Consider the following 16,059-nt stretch of genomic DNA (forward strand, 5'->3'; position numbering starts at 1 on the left):
GATAGAAAGCGCGACAGCGCCTAACTGATGATCCCGGGCGCCCGTGACGCGGGACCGGACTGCGAGGTGGATGATGAAACTGCTTGTCGTGGAAGACGACGTGACAACCGGAGAATACATCGCCCGCGGCCTGCGCGAGGAAGGGGCGAGCGTGGATCTCGTCGCAGACGGGCGCGAGGGGCTGATACAAGCGACCTCGGGTACTTATGACGTGATGATCGTCGACCGAATGCTGCCCGAAATCGACGGCATGACGCTGGTCAAGACCCTGCGCGGCGCGGGCAACCTGACGCCGGTCCTGTTCCTGACCTCGCTCGGCAGCGTCGATGACCGGATAGAGGGGCTGAACGCGGGGGGTGACGATTACCTCGTCAAACCCTTCGCTTTTGGGGAGCTTTCGGCGCGCGTCGCGGCCCTGTCGCGCCGCCCGCAATCTATCGACCGGGAAAGTGTGCTGCGGGCCGGGGATCTGGAAATGGATCTGATCTCGCGCCGCGTCACCCGCAGCGGGACAGAGATCGACCTGCTGCCACGCGAATTCGCCATTTTGGAGCACCTGCTGCGCCGCAAGGGGCGGGTGCAAACGCGCACCATGCTGCTCGAGGCGATCTGGGACATCAGCTTTGATCCGGGCACGAACGTGGTAGAAACCCATATTAGCCGCTTGCGCGCCAAGGTGGACAAGCCTTTCGAGACCGAGCTGATCAAGACCGTGCGTGGCGCGGGTTACCGGATCGACGCATGAGCGTGCGCAGACCTTCCCTGCTGCGCTCCATGCCGCTGCGGTTGGCATTTGGTCTGGTCCTTGTTTTTGCCGCCGTCAGCCTGCTGAGCCTTGGGGCCAGCTATGTCTTCACCCAGCGTTCTATGGAACAGGCGATGCGGGCCGATCTGACGCAGGACCTCGCCGGGTTCCGCGCCGCGCCAAGCGCCAATGCGCTCGCCAGACTAGTGCAGGCCGAGGCCGCAGAAACCGACCCCGAACGCATGATCCTCAGCTATGTAACCCCGACCCGCCGCCGTTTTGGCAACGCGGCGATCAAGCGCGACAGTGAAGGCTATCACGTGGTGTCCTTTGACGAGAATAGCCCGCAGCTGCACGGCCAGTACCTCGCGCTGACAACCCGGCTTTATGGCGGGCAGCTGACGGTGGCGCGATCCCGAAGCGAGATCACCGCCCTGCGTGGCGTGTTTTTCAACATCCTCGTCCTCAGCCTGCTTCCGACCATTCTGATCGCGCTGAGCGGTGGCTATTATCTTGCCCGGCGCGGGGCGCGGCATGTCCAGCAGGTCGGACGAACGCTCGATCAACTGACCTCTGGTAACCTTGCGGCGCGGGTGCGGCCGGGCGAGGGGTGGACCGACGACCTTGCCGAAATCGGCGCCAAGATCGACCAGATGGCACGGGCACAGGAAAGCTCCGTCAATTCGCTGCGGCAGGTGTCTTCGGATATCGCGCATGACCTGAAAACGCCGATCCAGCGCGTCGCCGTGCATCTGGATGACCTGTCCCGCGACCCGCATCTCGATGGCGAGTCGCGCGCACTGGTCGATGCGGCGAATGAGGAACTGGAACGCATCGTGTCGATCTTTCACGCGCTTCTGCAGATCGCCCAAATCGAATCCGGCTCACCCAAGTCGCAATTCTCCCGGCTCGATATGGGCGCGCTTGTAGAAACCTGTGTCGAACTCTACGAACCGATGGTCAGCGACAGCGGCCACAAGCTGACGGTCGAATGCGCCCCCGATGTCGCGCCGGTCCTTGGAGAACGGAACCTGCTGTTGCAACTCATGGCGAACCTGATCGAAAACGCGATCCGCCATACGCCCGCGGGCTCTGAGATATCCGTGCGATTGCGGCAAGACGCCAAAGAGGTCGTGCTAGACGTGGCCGATACCGGCCCCGGCATCCCCGAGGCGGAGGCGGAAAAGGTCGTCCAACGCCTCTACCGTCTCGACCGCAGCCGCAACACGCCGGGCAGCGGGCTTGGCCTCAGCTTCGTCTCGGTCGTGGCGCAACTGCACGAGGCCAGCATGCAACTGTCGGACAATGCGCCCGGTCTCTGCGTGTCGATCCGGTTTCCCGCGCAGGTCGCGGCGGAAAGCTGATCCTCAGCCCCGCGCGGGCAGGATTTCCGGCGGCACATGGGCCTGCGTGTCGGGCAGGGGGCCGTCAAAGGCTTCGACCATCACAAGGCAGGAATGCGCGGTCGGTCCCTGCGCAAGGCGCGACGTGCCCTTGTCGAGCGTCACCGCATTCGGGTTGCCATGACGGCAGGTATCGCCATCGGGATCGTACCACGCGCCGGTGCTGATCTGGATGACACCGGGCATGATCTCGTCGCTGATCCGTAGCCCCGCAAGGCAGGCGCCCCGCGCGTTATAGACCCGCAGGATCTGGCCTTCGCTCAACCCCCGCGTTTTTGCGTCCTCCGGGTTCATCAGCACCGGTTCGCGCCCCTGGATACGATCCGCGCGGCTGACCGAGCCATGGTCCAGTTGCGAATGCAGCTTGGTGCGCGGCTGGTTGGAAATCATGTGCAAAGCGCCTTCGGGGGCCGATCCCAGCCATTCTCGCGGCTCCATCCACGACGGGTGGCCGGGGCAATCGTCATAGGCAAACCCGGCAATCCTCTCGGAAAACAGTTCGATCTTGCCGCTGGGCGTCTTTAGCGGATTTGCCTCGGGATCGGCGTAAAATTCATCCATCATCACCGTTGGCTTTTCCGGCGGCGGGACTCGGAACCAGCCGTCGCGTTGGAAAGTATCCCAGCTTGGCATCTCGACCCCGCTGCGCGCTGCCTGCTGGCGCGACACGTCATAGATCCAGCGCTGCCATTCCTCGGGGCTGCGGTTCTCGGTAAAGGCCTCCTCGACGCCCATCTCCGCCGCGATACCGCGAAAGATGTCATGGTCGTCGCGCGCCTGTCCGACCGGTTCCATCACCCGGTCCATCACCATCTGGTAGGGATCGCGCGAGGTCAGAGCGATGTCCGAGCGTTCCATCGTCGTGGTGCAGGGCAGCACGATATCTGCGTGTTTTGCCAGCGCGTTCCAGCACCATTCGTTCGCGATGATCGTTTCAGGCCGCGCCCAGGCGCGCCGCATCCTGTTCAGGTCCTGATGATGGTGAAACGGGTTGCCGCCCGACCACCACACCAGCTTGATATCGGGATAGGTGCGGCGCTGGCCGTTGTAGTCGTAAGCTGCGCCGGGGTTTTCAAGCATATCGGTCACCCGTGCGACGGGGATGAAATCGCTCACCCCGTTCTGACCCTGCGGAAAAGCGGCATAGTCGACCTCGCGCCGGGTCGCGCCAAGATAGTTCATCGCCGAATAGCCAAAACCGATACCGGTGCCGGGCTGGCCCATCTGACCCAGCATCGACGCCAACGCGATGGAGGCCCAATAGGGTTGCTCGCCGTGATCCTGTCGGGTCAGCGACCAGCTTACCGAGATCATCGTGCGTTTCGCGGCCATCGTCCGGGCAAGTTCTCGGATTTTGTCGGCGGGCAGGGCGCAGATACCGGCCGCCCAGTCGGCATTCTTGACGATGCCGTCCTCTTCGCCTCGCAGGTAATCGGCAAGCTGCTTAAACCCGACCGTGTAGCGATCAAGAAAGTTCGCGTCGTGCAGGCCTTCCTCAAGCAGCACCCCCGCAAGCCCCAGCATCAGCGCGGCATCGGTAGAGGGACGGGGCGTCAGCCACTCCGCGTCCGCATCCTCCATTATGTCCGAACGCAGCGGCGAGATATTCACGAAGGCAACGCCGTTCTCATGCGCTTTCAGAACGCCAGCTTTCTGGACGTGATTGCCCAGTCCACCTTGGGAGATCTGCCCGTTCTTCAACGGCACGCCGCCAAAGGCCACGAACAGCTCGCAGTTCTCCGCGATGGACTCCCAGCTTGTGGTCCGGGCCAGATGGTCAAAGAAACTGCCCAGCACATGCGGCACGATCACTTCGGCGGCGGCATAACTGTATGTGTTCACCGAGCGGGTGAACCCACCGATGCAGTTCAGGAAGCGTTTCATCTGGCTTTGCGCATGGTGGAATCGTCCGGCGCTGGCCCAGCCATAGGACCCGGCATAGATTCCCTGATTGCCGTGTTCGCGGCGCACCCGGTCAAGCTCTCCCGCCACCAGACGGCTTGCCTCGGCCCAGCTGACAGGCACAAAGGCCTCTTTGCCACGTTGGTCTCCGGCGGTGCCCGGACCACCCTCTAGCCAGCTTTTCCGGATCATCGGCTGCGAAATCCGGGTCGGCGCATCCAGCACGTCGACGATGCCCTGCCCGATGGGCGAGGGATCACTGTCTTCCTCGAAAGCGCGCAAGCCGGTCACGCGCCCGCCCTCGCGGTCGATACGGTAAGCACCCCAATGGCTTGTGGTCAGCAGGTCGCGTTTCAGGTCGTTCACGCTCTTGATCCTTGAATTCTGGCGGCTTTAAGCATCTCTATCACCGGACTGGCCCAGCTTGAATGGCGCGCAGCCGGGAATTTACGCCGTCGGCCCGAATAGCCCGCTAATGGCGGGAACCAGATGAAAAAGGCGGCGTTATCCACGCATGTCAACAAGTTTTGATCAGACGGGCGCGATGCCAGAGGCAACTGGGCCAGGTTCGGTGAGCGATATCGTGGATTCGCTGCGCAATGCGGCCACGGGCGAAAAAACATCGCTTCAGGAAGCGATAAAGTCGCTGGGCGAAGCGTCGTTCGTGCCGGTGCTGATGGCACCCGCCCTGGCTGTGGTTACCCCGCTCTCGGGCATACCGCTGTTTTCGAGCATTTGCGGCCTGCTGATCGCGATCGTCTCGATCCAGATGCTGTTCAACCGGGACCATCTATGGCTGCCACAATGGCTGATGAAGCAACGCATCCCTTCGGATAAGTTGCGCACGGCCACCGAAAAAATGGAGCGGCCGGCTGCCTTTCTCGATCGCCATTCGCGCAAGAGGTTACGCCTTTTGGTGCGTCGTCCCGCCCGTTGGGTAACCGAAACCGCCTGCCTTGTTTGCGGTGCGGTGATGCCTCTTCTGGAACTCGTGCCGTTCAGTTCCTCGCTGCTTGGCTCGGCCGTGGTTCTCTTTGCACTGGGCCTGCTGGTGCGGGATGGGCTTTATTGTCTGCTCGCTTTTCTGTTTCTCGGCACGGTCGGTTCGATCGGATACTTTGTTGTCATGTAGATCGGTCCCGGTGCCTGCAATCGATATGCACGGCTTTCCCAACTGCGGCGGCGCCCTATGTCGGCTGGTAACCGGTTCGATCCAAGGATAAACTGCCTGCATGAGAGATACTCCGTGACCGAGACGCGGCTCGATCCGTCCGAACTTGTTGCCTGCCCGAACTGTGACACGCTGCATCACTTGCAGGACGTGCCTGAAGGTGCGCGCGCAAGATGCATGCGCTGCAACGAGATCCTGATGGCTCCGAAGGGCGGAGCGATGACGCGGATCGTGGTACTGGCGGTGACCGCGCTGATCCTGATGATCGCCGTGGTTTTCTTTCCCTTTCTCGACCTGAGCGCCTCTGGGCTTGAACAGCACAGCTCGGTGCTTGATGCGATCATGGCCTTTTCCGATGGCATGCTGCTGCCGCTGACCTTCGCGGTCGCTGCTTTCGTCGTGGTGCTGCCGGCGGTGCGGCTCATGGCGATCATATATGCCATCGGCCCGCTGATCTTCGACCGTCCGGCGCGTTCCCACGCGGCACGTGCCTTTCGGCTCGCCCAGACCCTGCGGCCATGGTCGATGGCCGAGATCTTTATCGTCGGGGTCGCCGTAGCGCTGGTCAAGATCGCCGGGATGGCGACAGTCTCGGTTGGCCCTGCCTTCTGGGCGCTGGTGGCGCTGGTGCTGGTGACCACCATCAAAGATACATTCATGTGCAAGTTGACGATTTGGAAAACGCTGGAAACCCAACGCCGCTCCTGACCGCCCGACAGGCCGGGCTTGTCGCCTGCACCGGCTGCGGTCGCGTGCATGTGCAGGGCGTCGAGCGCTGCGAACGTTGTGGTGCGCATCTTTCAAGCCGCGACACCACCAGCCTGCAACGGGTCTGGGCGTGGTGGATCGCCGGGTTGATCATCTATTTCCCGGCCAACCTCTACCCGATGCTCATCACCAATACGTTGGGCACGGAATACAAGAACACGATCCTCGGCGGCGTGATCGAACTGATCGACCATCATTCCTACTTCGTTGCGGGGGTGGTGTTCTTCGCCTCGATCATGATCCCGGTCGGCAAGTTTATCGCCATCGCCTATCTCGCCTACAGCGTGCGCCACCGCGCGACCATGTCCGACCATGGCCGCCAGGTTCTTTACGAAGTGGTCGAATTCATCGGCCGATGGTCGATGATTGACGTCTTTGTGGTGGCTATCCTGTCTTCGCTGGTGCAGTTCAACTTTGTCGCCAACATCCATCCGGGAATCGCGGCGATCTCCTTCGCTTTGTCGGTTGTCTTTACCATGCTATCTGCCCAAAGCTTTGACCCCAGAATGATATGGGACGCGGAAGAGGCCGCAACTGAATGACCGATACCCCAAGCCCCGCAACGATGAAGGTCAACCACGGCAAGCCGCCGCCTTGGCGGAATATTTCCATGGTCTGGCTATTTCCTCTGCTGGCGCTTGCCGTCACGCTCTTCATCGCGTGGCGCAGCTACAGCGATCAGGGCGAGTTGATACATATCGAATTCGAAAACGCCTCTGGCGTCGCGGCGGGTGAAACCACCCTGCGTTACCGCGACGTGGTTATCGGCACGGTCGATGCGGTCAACTTCTCGTCTGACCTGTCCAAGGTGATCGTTTCGGCGAGGGTCGAAAAGGCCGTCGCTCCGTTCATGGATGCCGATTCGCAATTCTGGGTGGTCCGTCCCGAAGTCACCGCCGAAGGGGTCAGCGGCCTGTCGACCGTGTTGTCGGGCGTTTACATCGAGGGCAACTGGGACGGCACACCCGGCGAAAAGCAGACCCGGTTCACCGGTCTCGAAAGTCGCCCGTTGATCGACAATAACGAAAAAGGCACCCGCGTGACCCTGCGTACGGCGGATGGAAACATCATGTCCGCAGGATCGCCCGTCTTCTATCGCGGTGTGCAGGTCGGGCGCACCGAAAGCCCGCAGCTTAGCGAGAACGGTTCGGTGGTGACGGTCGACGCCTTTATCGAGTCGCCCCATGACAGATACTTGACCACCGCGACCCGCTTCTGGGACACCTCCGGTTTTCAGGTCTCTTTCGGCGCCGATGGGCTGAAACTCGACGTGGGTAGTTTTGCGGCACTGATCAGCGGGGGGATTGCCTTCAACACCTTCTTTTCGGGCGGCGAGGCGATTGAACCCGGGCAGGATTACGAACTCTACCCTGACGAGGCAACGGCCCGTGAAAACGCCTTTGCGCGCGTTTCGACCAACACGGTGCGCATGTCGACCGTATTCGAGGACGGGGTCTCGGGCCTCGCCCCCGGTGCATCGGTGCTCTACGAAGGTCTCAAGATCGGTGAGATCGAAACCATCGCCGCCTTCATGAACGACACCGGGCGTGATCTTCAGGTGCAGCAGATGGTGACGCTTCGGATCGATCCGCAGCTGATGGGCCTTGATGCCGAAGCTACAGCCGACGACGTTTATGACTTTATCGGTTCCGCCGTCGCGAACGGGGTTCGTGCCCGCTTGCAACGGGCCAACCTGCTTTCCTCATCACTGATCGTCGAACTTGTTGAAATCGAGGATGCGGGGGAAGCGGCGCTGGATCTGGACGCTGAGCCTTTTCCGAAAATCCCCAGTGTCCCGACAGATTTCCAGGATATCAACGCCACCCTCGAAGGGGTGATGAAGCGGGTCAACAGCCTCAAGATCGAAGAGCTGATCGCGCAGGCCACCAACACCCTTGCCAGTATTCAGGCGGTCGCAAGCGATGAGGCCACCCGTGCGGTGCCGGAACAGATCACGGCGCTCTTGGGCGATGCGCGTAATTTCATCGGTGGCGAGGATACGCAGGCGATCCCGGGCGAGCTGCGCGGCACCATCGAAGAACTGCGCAGCACCGTTGCAGAAATCAACCGACAGGGGGCGATTGCACAGCTTGTAAACACGCTGGAAAACGCGGATGCCACGCTGGCCAGCGTCACCGCCACCTCGGATAGCCTGCCCCCGCTGATCGAGGATCTGCGCGCGCTTAGCGCCAAGGTGCAGGGGCTTCCTGCCGACGAGGTCATGAATGCCGCCACCGGTTTCCTCGACAGTGCCGACCGCCTGATCGACACGGAACAGGCGCGCAACCTGCCCAGCTCGGTCAGCGCCGCGCTTGATGAGGTGCGCACAATCCTTGCCGACCTGCGCGAAGGCGGTGCGGTCGAAAACGCCAATTCGGCGCTCGCCTCCGCACAAGGGGCGGCCGAGTCACTGGAAACAGCCACTGCCGATCTGCCGGCACTCACCCAGCGGCTCGATGCGCTTCTGGCACGCTCGGAACGCCTGATCGCTGCCTATGGCGATCGGTCGGATTTCAACCGCGAAACCCTGACCATGCTGCGCGAAATCAGCGCCGCCGCGCGCACTGTCAATTCGCTCGCCCGCGAAATTGAGCGCAGCCCCAATTCCCTTTTGTTCGGAAAGTGACCTGATGACCCGTCTCAGAAAAAGCCTCGTCTCCCTAGCCGCCATCGCCGTCCTAGCAGGCTGCGGCGCGACATCGGGGCGCTACCTGATCGACACACCGGCCCCGACGCAGCAGGTGCGGGTGCCGCTCTCGACCATCGAGGTGCGCGACGTGACGTTGCCGGATTACGTGTCTTCGGCCGAGATCATGGTGCAATCCGAGGATGGCGCGCTGCGCCCCGTCGCCAACGCGATCTGGGCCGATAACCCGGTACGCGGCTTTACCCTGATGCTCGCGCGCAATCTCGATACAGGGTCGAACGCGGCGGCGATGACCGAACCATGGCCGCTCACCGAACCGCCCCATGCCCGCGTCGAAGTCCGCGTTGAACAGATGGTGGCTCAGACCGACGGGACCTTCCGGCTGACCGGGCAATTCGCGATCGGCTCGCCCGATCTCGTCGTGCGTGAACGCATCAGCCGGTTCGACATCGTCCAGCCGATCAGCGGCACCGGGGCAGGGGCCATCGCCGATGCCACCGGGCGGGCCTTGCAAACCCTGTCCATGCAGATACTGCGCCGTATGGGTGGCTGAGCCGCGCTGGCTTTGATGAACTGCTGCTGTTTCGCTTAAAAATCCGGCTTGCGCCGCGATGCAGTTCCGGTTTCTGCCCCGGGCCGCGCTTTCCCTGCGTGAGCCAGCTATTCTTGCCGCGCTGCGGCATCTAGAACGATACCATGAACATGAACCTCAAGATTCTGGTCGTTGAACCGGATGCGTCGCGCGCAGAGGAAATCTCGCAGGCCTTGCGGGAAGGCGGCTGGGCCAATGTCACCGTGCTGGCCAATACCGGCGGGCTTAGCCAGGGCCTGTCGGAAACCGATCCCGATCTGGTTCTCATCGACCTCGCCAATCCCAGCCGTGACTTGCTGGAACAGGTCAGCGCCGCGTCGGATGCAAAGCGGCGGCCGGTGGCAATGTTTGTGGATCAATCCGACGATGACATGACCAAGGCCGCGATGGCCGCCGGGCTCAGCGCCTATGTGGTCGGTAACATGCAGGCCGACCGGATCAAGCCGGTGCTCAAGACCGCCATCGCGCGATTTCAGGTCATGAGCCAGATGCGCACGGAACTTGACGCGGCGAAACAGGCGCTGGCCGACCGCAAGACCATCGACCGGGCCAAGGGTGTGCTGATGCGCGCGCGCGGTCTGAACGAGGAAGACGCCTATAACCTCTTGCGCAAGACGGCGATGGACAAGGGGCGTAAGCTGATCGACGTGGCCGAGGCGCTGGTCACTGCGGCGGACATGCTGGAATGAGCAAGCGTCATCTGAATTGCGGCTACGTGCCGCTGGTGGATTCCGCGCCGCTGATCATCGCGCGCGAACTGAAATTCGCGTCGGACGAAGGGCTTGAGCTGAACCTGCTGCGGCAGCCCTCATGGGCGGCGCTGCGCGATCTTCTTGCGCTTGGGCATCTGGACGCGGCGCATATGCTTTCGCCCATGCCGATTGCCATGACGCTGGGCCTCAGCGGCGTGAAATGCCGGATCGATGCGCCGATGGTGCTGTCGGTCAATGGCGATGTTTTCGGCGTGTCATCCGATCTTGCGGCGCGGATGCGGGCCAATGGCTGGTCAGGCATCTTTCAGGACCCGCTCGGCACCGCCGCGCATCTGATGTCCGCCGCCATGGGACCGCTTAGGGTCGGCGTGCCATTTCCCTTTTCGATGCATCGGCTGCTGTTCGAATACTGGTTCGCGGGCATCGACACCGGCGTGCCCGAGTTTGAGATCATCACCACCCCGCCACCGCTGATGGCCGACAAGGTCGGGCAGGGGGAACTCGACATGTTCGTGGTCGGCGAACCCTGGGGCTCGGTCGCCGTCGACCGCGGTGCAGGAGAGTTGATCCTGCCGGGCTGTGCGATCTGGGCTGTTTCGCCGGAAAAGGTGCTGGGCCTGCGCCATGACTGGGTCGAGGAACATCCTGACGTTACCGGGCGGCTGATGCGGGCGATCTATCGCGCTGCCGACTGGCTCGACACGCCCGACAACCAGCCGTTGGCTTGTGAAATCCTGTCGCGCAGCGAACATCTCGACCTGCCGGATGAGGCCATCGACCGCGCGCTCTCCGGCAATATCGTGACACGGCCCGGCGTGCCCGCGCAATCGGTGCCCGGTTTCCTCAAGTTCCAGCGCGGCGCCGCGACCTTTCCGTGGCGTAGTCAGGCGGCGTGGATTTCCGCCCAGATCGCCCGCATTCATGGGCTTGATCCGAAGCAAACCATCGCCGAGGGCCAGTCGGTTTTCCGCCCCGATCTCTATCGCCAGCACCTCGGCGGGGCAGGGGTCGACCTGCCCGGCGCCTCGGCCAAGGTCGAGGGCGCGATGCGGAATCGCACCGCCGTCGCCTCGCGCCACGGCCATATGATTCTGGCGGCGGATGCCTTTTTCGATGGTCAGATTTTCGACTTTTAAGCGATTTTCTGTCTAGAAAACGTGCAGAAAGCTGCGTCGCAGCATCCTTGGCGCGGTTTTTTCAAAAACCTGTTGCGTTTTGAACCGGACTCTTCAATTTAGGTTTAACGAAGCACCGCTGCTTCTGACCTTCCCCCGATGATGGGGGTCTCACCAAAATAAGAGCAAAGCCGCTCGATTTGAATTTCACCGCATCTGCGCGTGGTCAAATCGTACGGCTTTTTTTGTTTTCTATCAACGGGATGAACCGCATGAAAAACGTTTTTGGAATGGCCGTCGCAGCGAGCTTTGTGATCGCGGGCAGTGCCTCGGCCGAGATGCTGGACGTCGAAAAGGACGAGCTCACATTTGGCTTTATCAAATTGACCGACATGGCACCGCTCGCCGTGGCCTATGAAAACGGCTACTTCGAGGACGAGGGTCTGTTTGTCACGCTGGTCGCTCAGGCCAACTGGAAAGTGCTGCTAGACGGGGTGATCGACGGTACGCTTGACGGGGCACATATGCTGGCCGGTCAGCCGCTCGCCGCCACCATCGGTTACGGCACCGAGGCGCATATCGTAACGCCTTTCTCAATGGACCTGAATGGCAACGGCATCACCGTTTCCAATGAAATCTGGGACCAGATGAAGCCGAACGTCCCGACCATGGAAGATGGCCGCCCTCAGCACCCGATCTCCGCCGCCGCGCTCAAGCCGGTGGTCGAAAGCTACAAGGATCAGGGCAAGCCCTTCAACATGGGCATGGTTTTTCCGGTTTCGACCCACAATTACGAACTCCGCTACTGGCTGGCAGCGGGCGGTCTTGAGCCCGGCTATTATTCGGATGACAACATTACCGGCCAGATCGGTGCCGACGTGATGCTGTCGGTGACGCCGCCGCCGCAGATGCCCGCCACGATGGAGGCCGGCACGATCTATGGCTATTGCGTGGGTGAACCGTGGAACCAGCAGGCCGTGTTCAAGGGCATCGGCGTACCGGTCATCACCGATTATGAACTCTGGAAGAACAACCCCGAAAAGGTCTTCGGCATGTCCGCCGACTTCGTCGAGGAAAACCCGCAGACCGCGCTCGCCGTGACCAAGGCGCTGATCCGCGCCGCGATCTGGCTCGATGAAAACGACAACGCCAACCGCGCCGAAGCGGTCGAGATCCTGTCCCGCTCAGAATATGTCGGCGCGGATGAAGAGGTGATCGCGAACTCGATGACCGGCACCTTTGAATACGAAAAGGGCGACACCCGCGAAGTCCCGGATTTCAACGTGTTCTTCCGCTACAACGCGACCTATCCCTTCTATTCGGACGCGATCTGGTACCTCACCCAGATGCGCCGCTGGGGCCAGATTTCCGAAGCGAAATCCGACCAGTGGTATTTCGACACCGCCGCCAGCGTCTACAAGCCCGCGATCTATCTCGAAGCCGCGCGCATGCTGGTGGATGAGGGCCTCGCGGCTGAAGCCGACTTCCCATGGGACAGCGATGGCTTCAAGGCACCGACCCCGGCCGAGGACGTGATCGACGGTATTCCCTACGACGGCCGTCAGCCCAACGCCTATCTCGACAGCCTGCCGATCGGTCTGAAGGGCGACCAGAAAGTCGTCGGCAACCAGGTCGAAGGCTAAGCCCGACACGGCCCCTGCGCGCATCATGCAGGGGCCACCGCCAGCCCGCCAATCCCGCCAGTCTCCGACCCACAAGGACTTGGATCCATGACCGCCATTGACCCGCAAGCATTGCATGACGAAGCACGCGAGGCCCGTCGGGCCCGCACCTTCACCCGCATCAACAAGGCCGATACCTGGTTCCAGGTGCTTGGTCTTTCCTGGATGACGCCGATTCTCAAGGCCGCCGCCGGTGACAACCCGCGGGCCCAGGCCGCCGAAGTCTGGCGCCTGCTTGGTGTACCGCTTCTGGCCATCGTGCTTTTCCTCGCCGCATGGTCGGCCCTCGCGCCCACTGTCCAAACCTCGCTTGGTGCCATTCCCGGCCCAGCCCAAGTCTGGGAGCAGGCGGTAAACCTGAACGAGGACGCGATCCGCGAGCGCAAGAAAGAGGCCGCTTTCTACACCCGTCAGGACGAACGCAACGCCAAACTGATCGAGGCGGGCAAGGAAGATCGCGTCAAGTTTCGCACCTACACCGGCAACCCGACCTATTATCAGCAGATCTGGACCTCGATAAAAACCGTGTTCTTTGGCTTCCTGATCGCCGCCCTCATCGCCATCCCGCTTGGCATCCTCGCCGGTCTCAGCGCCACTGCGAACGCGGCCATCAACCCGCTGATCCAGATTTTCAAACCGGTCTCGCCGCTGGCATGGCTGCCCATCGTGACGATGGTTGTCTCGGCGGTCTACGTCACCAATGACGGCTGGTTCACCAAATCCTTTCTGGTCTCGGCCATCACCGTGACGCTCTGCTCGCTCTGGCCGACGCTGATCAACACCGCGCTGGGCGTGGCCTCGATTGACAAGGATCTGGTCAACGTCTCCAAGGTGCTCAAGATGAACACCTGGACCAAGATCACCAAGCTGGTCCTGCCCTCGGCCCTGCCGCTGATCTTTACCGGGCTGCGCCTGTCCCTTGGTGTGGGCTGGATGGTGCTGATCGCCGCCGAAATGCTCGCCCAGAACCCCGGCCTTGGCAAATTCGTCTGGGATGAATTCCAGAACGGCTCGTCGCAATCGCTGGCCAAGATCATGGTCGCCGTCTTTACCATCGGCATCATCGGCTTCCTGCTCGACCGGGTCATGTACGCGATCCAGTCCGCCTTTACCTACTCGGCACAGCGGTGAGCGGTATGAGCATCCTCAGCTTCAACAACGTCTCCAAGGGCTTCGGCGAAGGCACCAACCGTGTCGAAGTCCTCCGCGACATCACCCTCGATGTCCGCGAGGGCGAATTCCTCGCCATCCTCGGATTTTCCGGCACTGGGAAATCCACCCTGATGAACATGATCGCGGGCCTGCAGAAACCCGATACCGGCACTGTCACCTTCAAAGGCAAGCCGATCACCGAACCGGGGCCGGAACGCGGGCTGGTCTTTCAAAGCTACTCGCTGATGCCCTGGCTCACGGTCGCGGGCAATGTCGCTCTGGCGGTCGATGCGGTGTTTCCAAAGCTCTCCAAGAAAGAGCGCGCCGACAAGGTGGCCCATTACGTGCAGATGGTCGGCCTCAGCCACGCGATGCACCGCCGCCCGTCCGAGCTTTCGGGCGGTATGCGCCAGCGCGTCGCGGTTGCCCGGGCGCTGGCCATGAACCCCGAGGTTCTGCTGCTCGACGAACCGCTCTCGGCGCTCGATGCGCTGACCCGCGCCAACCTCGCCGACGAGATCCTGCATATCTGGGAACAGGATAAAAAGACCTGCATCCTGATCACCAATGACGTGGACGAAGCGATCCTGCTGGCCGATCGCATCGTGCCGCTCAATCCCGATGGCACGCTGGCCGATCCGGTCGAGGTGAAAATCCCGCGCCCCCGCGACCGTCATGACATGAATGACGACGCGAGCTTCAAGGCGCTGCGCGCCCGGGTCACGAGGTACCTGATGGACGTGGGCATCGAGGCCAAGGTCGAAGGCACGCGGCAACTGCCGAATGTCACGCCGATACACGGGATTCCCGCCGCGGTGGCCGAGGCGCAGGAGGGTCTGATCGAGGACCGCTTCCTAGACTTCTCGCAGCTTCACAAGGTCTATCCAACGCCCAAGGGGCCGCTCACCGTGGTCGAGAATTTCGATCTCAAGGTCAATCGCGGCGAATTCATCTCGCTGATCGGCCATTCCGGCTGCGGGAAGTCCACCGTGTTGACCATGGCCGCCGGTCTGAACGCGATCTCGAAAGGCGCGATCAAGCTTGATGGCCGCCATGTCGAAGGCGCCGATCCCGAACGCGCCGTGGTGTTCCAGTCGCCGAACCTTTTTCCATGGCTCACCGCCAAGGAGAACGTCGCCATCGGCGTGGACAAGGTTTATCCCAAGGCCAGTCAGGCCGAACGTCAGGATGTGGTCGAATACTACCTCGAACGGGTGGGGCTTGGCGATGCGATGGACGCCAATGCGGCATCGATGTCGAACGGCATGAAACAGCGCGTCGGCATCGCGCGGGCCTTCGCGCTCTCGCCGAAACTGCTGCTGCTCGACGAACCTTTCGGCATGCTCGACAGCCTCACCCGATGGGAGCTGCAGGAGGTGCTGATGGAGGTCTGGTCCCGCACCAAGGTCACCGCGATCTGCGTGACCCATGACGTGGACGAAGCGATCCTGCTGGCCGACCGCGTGGTCATGATGACCAACGGCCCGCATGCCACCATCGGCCGGATCGTCGATGTCGATCTTCCCCGTCCCCGGACCCGTGGCGCCCTGCTCGCGCACCCGGATTACTACCGTTACCGCAAGGAAGTGCTCGATTTCCTTGAGGAATATGAACATGGCGCCACGCCAAAGCCGAAACCGGCTTCGATTGCAGCGGAGTAAGTTGATGACCCTAACGCTTTCTCAACAATTTGGGTGTTTGCTCGCGCCGTCACGGCTGGAGCGCGCACATGACCCCCGACGAGATCAAGGCTTTGCAAGCGAATTTTGCACGCGTCTACCCGGTCAAGCACAGCGTCGCCAAATCCTTCTACGACAAGCTTTTCGATCTGGCACCCGAAGTGCGGGATCTCTTCCCCGAGGATATGCGCGCGCAGCGGGAAAAACTGGCGGATACGCTGGCGTTTATCGTCAAGCACCTGAACCAGCCGGACAAACTGGAACTGGCCGTGGCCAGCATGGCGCGACGGCACGTCGGCTACGGTGCGGTTTCCGTGCATCTGCCTGTGGTCGGCGCGGCACTTCTCTACGCGCTGGAGGAGCAATCCGCCGGGAAAATGACACGCAAGGAACACGATGCCTGGGCCAAGGCCTATCAGAATATCTCGGATCTGATGGTCGCGGAACTGCCCTAGTAGCTGATACGATCCGCACCCGCAGCCCTCTCGGG

General features: G+C 61.9%; 14 protein-coding genes. 13 read left to right on the forward strand and 1 reads right to left on the reverse strand.

Annotated elements, in window-relative coordinates; all coding sequences use genetic code 11:
- The first annotated feature begins 73 nt into the window (after window positions 1-73).
- Together ACU0FH_RS12830 and ACU0FH_RS12835 are read left to right on the forward strand one after the other, a co-directional pair.
- On the forward strand, window positions 74-745 hold the full coding sequence (locus ACU0FH_RS12830; protein ID WP_238369548.1) for a winged helix-turn-helix domain-containing protein: 672 nt from the start codon (window positions 74-76) through the stop codon (window positions 743-745).
- A complete protein-coding gene (locus ACU0FH_RS12835) occupies window positions 742-2,109 on the forward strand; it encodes a sensor histidine kinase (protein ID WP_446195019.1) in 1,368 nt (455 codons plus the stop codon). Before ACU0FH_RS12830 ends, ACU0FH_RS12835 begins: the two co-directional genes overlap by 4 nt.
- 3 nt (window positions 2,110-2,112) lie before the next feature.
- Here ACU0FH_RS12835 and ACU0FH_RS12840 read toward each other — a convergent pair whose 3' ends face one another.
- Window positions 2,113-4,416: a molybdopterin guanine dinucleotide-containing S/N-oxide reductase gene (locus ACU0FH_RS12840; protein ID WP_446195020.1), complete on the reverse strand. Its 2,304-nt coding sequence runs from the start codon at window positions 4,414-4,416 to the stop codon at window positions 2,113-2,115.
- A 178-nt stretch (window positions 4,417-4,594) separates the two neighbouring features.
- On the opposite strand from ACU0FH_RS12840, the gene ACU0FH_RS12845 reads away from it, so the two are divergent.
- The 11 genes from ACU0FH_RS12845 (at window position 4,595) to ACU0FH_RS12895 (ending at window position 16,024) form a co-directional block, all read left to right on the forward strand.
- Window positions 4,595-5,182, forward strand: a complete 588-nt coding sequence (locus ACU0FH_RS12845) for an exopolysaccharide biosynthesis protein (RefSeq protein WP_446195602.1) — start codon at window positions 4,595-4,597, stop codon at window positions 5,180-5,182.
- A 57-nt stretch (window positions 5,183-5,239) separates the two neighbouring features.
- Window positions 5,240-5,929 (forward strand): paraquat-inducible protein A, encoded by a 690-nt coding sequence (locus ACU0FH_RS12850; protein ID WP_446195021.1) that lies wholly within the window; start codon window positions 5,240-5,242, stop codon window positions 5,927-5,929.
- On the forward strand, window positions 5,896-6,531 hold the full coding sequence (locus ACU0FH_RS12855; RefSeq protein WP_446195604.1) for a paraquat-inducible protein A: 636 nt from the start codon (window positions 5,896-5,898) through the stop codon (window positions 6,529-6,531). Before ACU0FH_RS12850 ends, ACU0FH_RS12855 begins: the two co-directional genes overlap by 34 nt.
- Window positions 6,528-8,615 carry an MlaD family protein gene (locus ACU0FH_RS12860; protein WP_446195022.1) on the forward strand — a complete coding sequence of 696 codons (2,088 nt, stop codon included), beginning with the start codon at window positions 6,528-6,530 and terminating at the stop codon, window positions 8,613-8,615. The genes ACU0FH_RS12855 and ACU0FH_RS12860 overlap by 4 nt, the downstream gene beginning before the upstream one ends.
- A gap of 4 nt (window positions 8,616-8,619) precedes the next feature.
- A complete protein-coding gene (locus ACU0FH_RS12865; protein WP_446195023.1) occupies window positions 8,620-9,189 on the forward strand; it encodes a PqiC family protein in 570 nt (189 codons plus the stop codon).
- A gap of 143 nt (window positions 9,190-9,332) precedes the next feature.
- Entirely contained in the window at window positions 9,333-9,917 is a 585-nt protein-coding gene (locus tag ACU0FH_RS12870; protein WP_238369418.1) for an ANTAR domain-containing response regulator, read from the forward strand.
- Complete coding sequence (locus ACU0FH_RS12875; protein ID WP_446195024.1) at window positions 9,914-11,077, forward strand: CmpA/NrtA family ABC transporter substrate-binding protein; 1,164 nt, start codon at window positions 9,914-9,916, stop codon at window positions 11,075-11,077. The genes ACU0FH_RS12870 and ACU0FH_RS12875 overlap by 4 nt, the downstream gene beginning before the upstream one ends.
- Window positions 11,078-11,346: 269 nt before the next feature.
- Window positions 11,347-12,699: a CmpA/NrtA family ABC transporter substrate-binding protein gene (locus ACU0FH_RS12880; RefSeq protein ID WP_446195605.1), complete on the forward strand. Its 1,353-nt coding sequence runs from the start codon at window positions 11,347-11,349 to the stop codon at window positions 12,697-12,699.
- Window positions 12,700-12,786: 87 nt separating this feature from the next.
- The gene (locus ACU0FH_RS12885; protein WP_446195025.1) at window positions 12,787-13,869 is read left to right on the forward strand and encodes an ABC transporter permease; all 1,083 of its coding nucleotides are present in this window, start codon (window positions 12,787-12,789) and stop codon (window positions 13,867-13,869) included.
- A gap of 5 nt (window positions 13,870-13,874) precedes the next feature.
- Complete coding sequence (locus tag ACU0FH_RS12890; RefSeq protein WP_446195026.1) at window positions 13,875-15,551, forward strand: ABC transporter ATP-binding protein; 1,677 nt, start codon at window positions 13,875-13,877, stop codon at window positions 15,549-15,551.
- Between the two features lie 68 nt (window positions 15,552-15,619).
- The gene (locus ACU0FH_RS12895; protein ID WP_238369413.1) at window positions 15,620-16,024 is read left to right on the forward strand and encodes a globin domain-containing protein; all 405 of its coding nucleotides are present in this window, start codon (window positions 15,620-15,622) and stop codon (window positions 16,022-16,024) included.
- Window positions 16,025-16,059 lie beyond the last annotated feature (35 nt).

This window comes from Heliomarina sp., from assembly GCF_052826185.1.

Bases quoted from the DNA above. Each gene is read 5' to 3' on its own strand.
- ACU0FH_RS12830 (WP_238369548.1), top strand. From the start codon at position 74: ATGAAACTGCTTGTCGTGGAAGACGACGTGACAACCGGAGAATACATC.
- ACU0FH_RS12835 (WP_446195019.1), top strand. From the start codon at position 742: ATGAGCGTGCGCAGACCTTCCCTGCTGCGCTCCATGCCGCTGCGGTTG.
- ACU0FH_RS12845 (WP_446195602.1), top strand. From the start codon at position 4,595: ATGCCAGAGGCAACTGGGCCAGGTTCGGTGAGCGATATCGTGGATTCG.
- ACU0FH_RS12850 (WP_446195021.1), top strand. From the start codon at position 5,240: ATGTCGGCTGGTAACCGGTTCGATCCAAGGATAAACTGCCTGCATGAG.
- ACU0FH_RS12860 (WP_446195022.1), top strand. From the start codon at position 6,528: ATGACCGATACCCCAAGCCCCGCAACGATGAAGGTCAACCACGGCAAG.
- ACU0FH_RS12865 (WP_446195023.1), top strand. From the start codon at position 8,620: ATGACCCGTCTCAGAAAAAGCCTCGTCTCCCTAGCCGCCATCGCCGTC.
- ACU0FH_RS12870 (WP_238369418.1), top strand. From the start codon at position 9,333: ATGAACATGAACCTCAAGATTCTGGTCGTTGAACCGGATGCGTCGCGC.
- ACU0FH_RS12875 (WP_446195024.1), top strand. From the start codon at position 9,914: ATGAGCAAGCGTCATCTGAATTGCGGCTACGTGCCGCTGGTGGATTCC.
- ACU0FH_RS12880 (WP_446195605.1), top strand. From the start codon at position 11,347: ATGGCCGTCGCAGCGAGCTTTGTGATCGCGGGCAGTGCCTCGGCCGAG.
- ACU0FH_RS12885 (WP_446195025.1), top strand. From the start codon at position 12,787: ATGACCGCCATTGACCCGCAAGCATTGCATGACGAAGCACGCGAGGCC.
- ACU0FH_RS12890 (WP_446195026.1), top strand. From the start codon at position 13,875: ATGAGCATCCTCAGCTTCAACAACGTCTCCAAGGGCTTCGGCGAAGGC.
- ACU0FH_RS12895 (WP_238369413.1), top strand. From the start codon at position 15,620: ATGACCCCCGACGAGATCAAGGCTTTGCAAGCGAATTTTGCACGCGTC.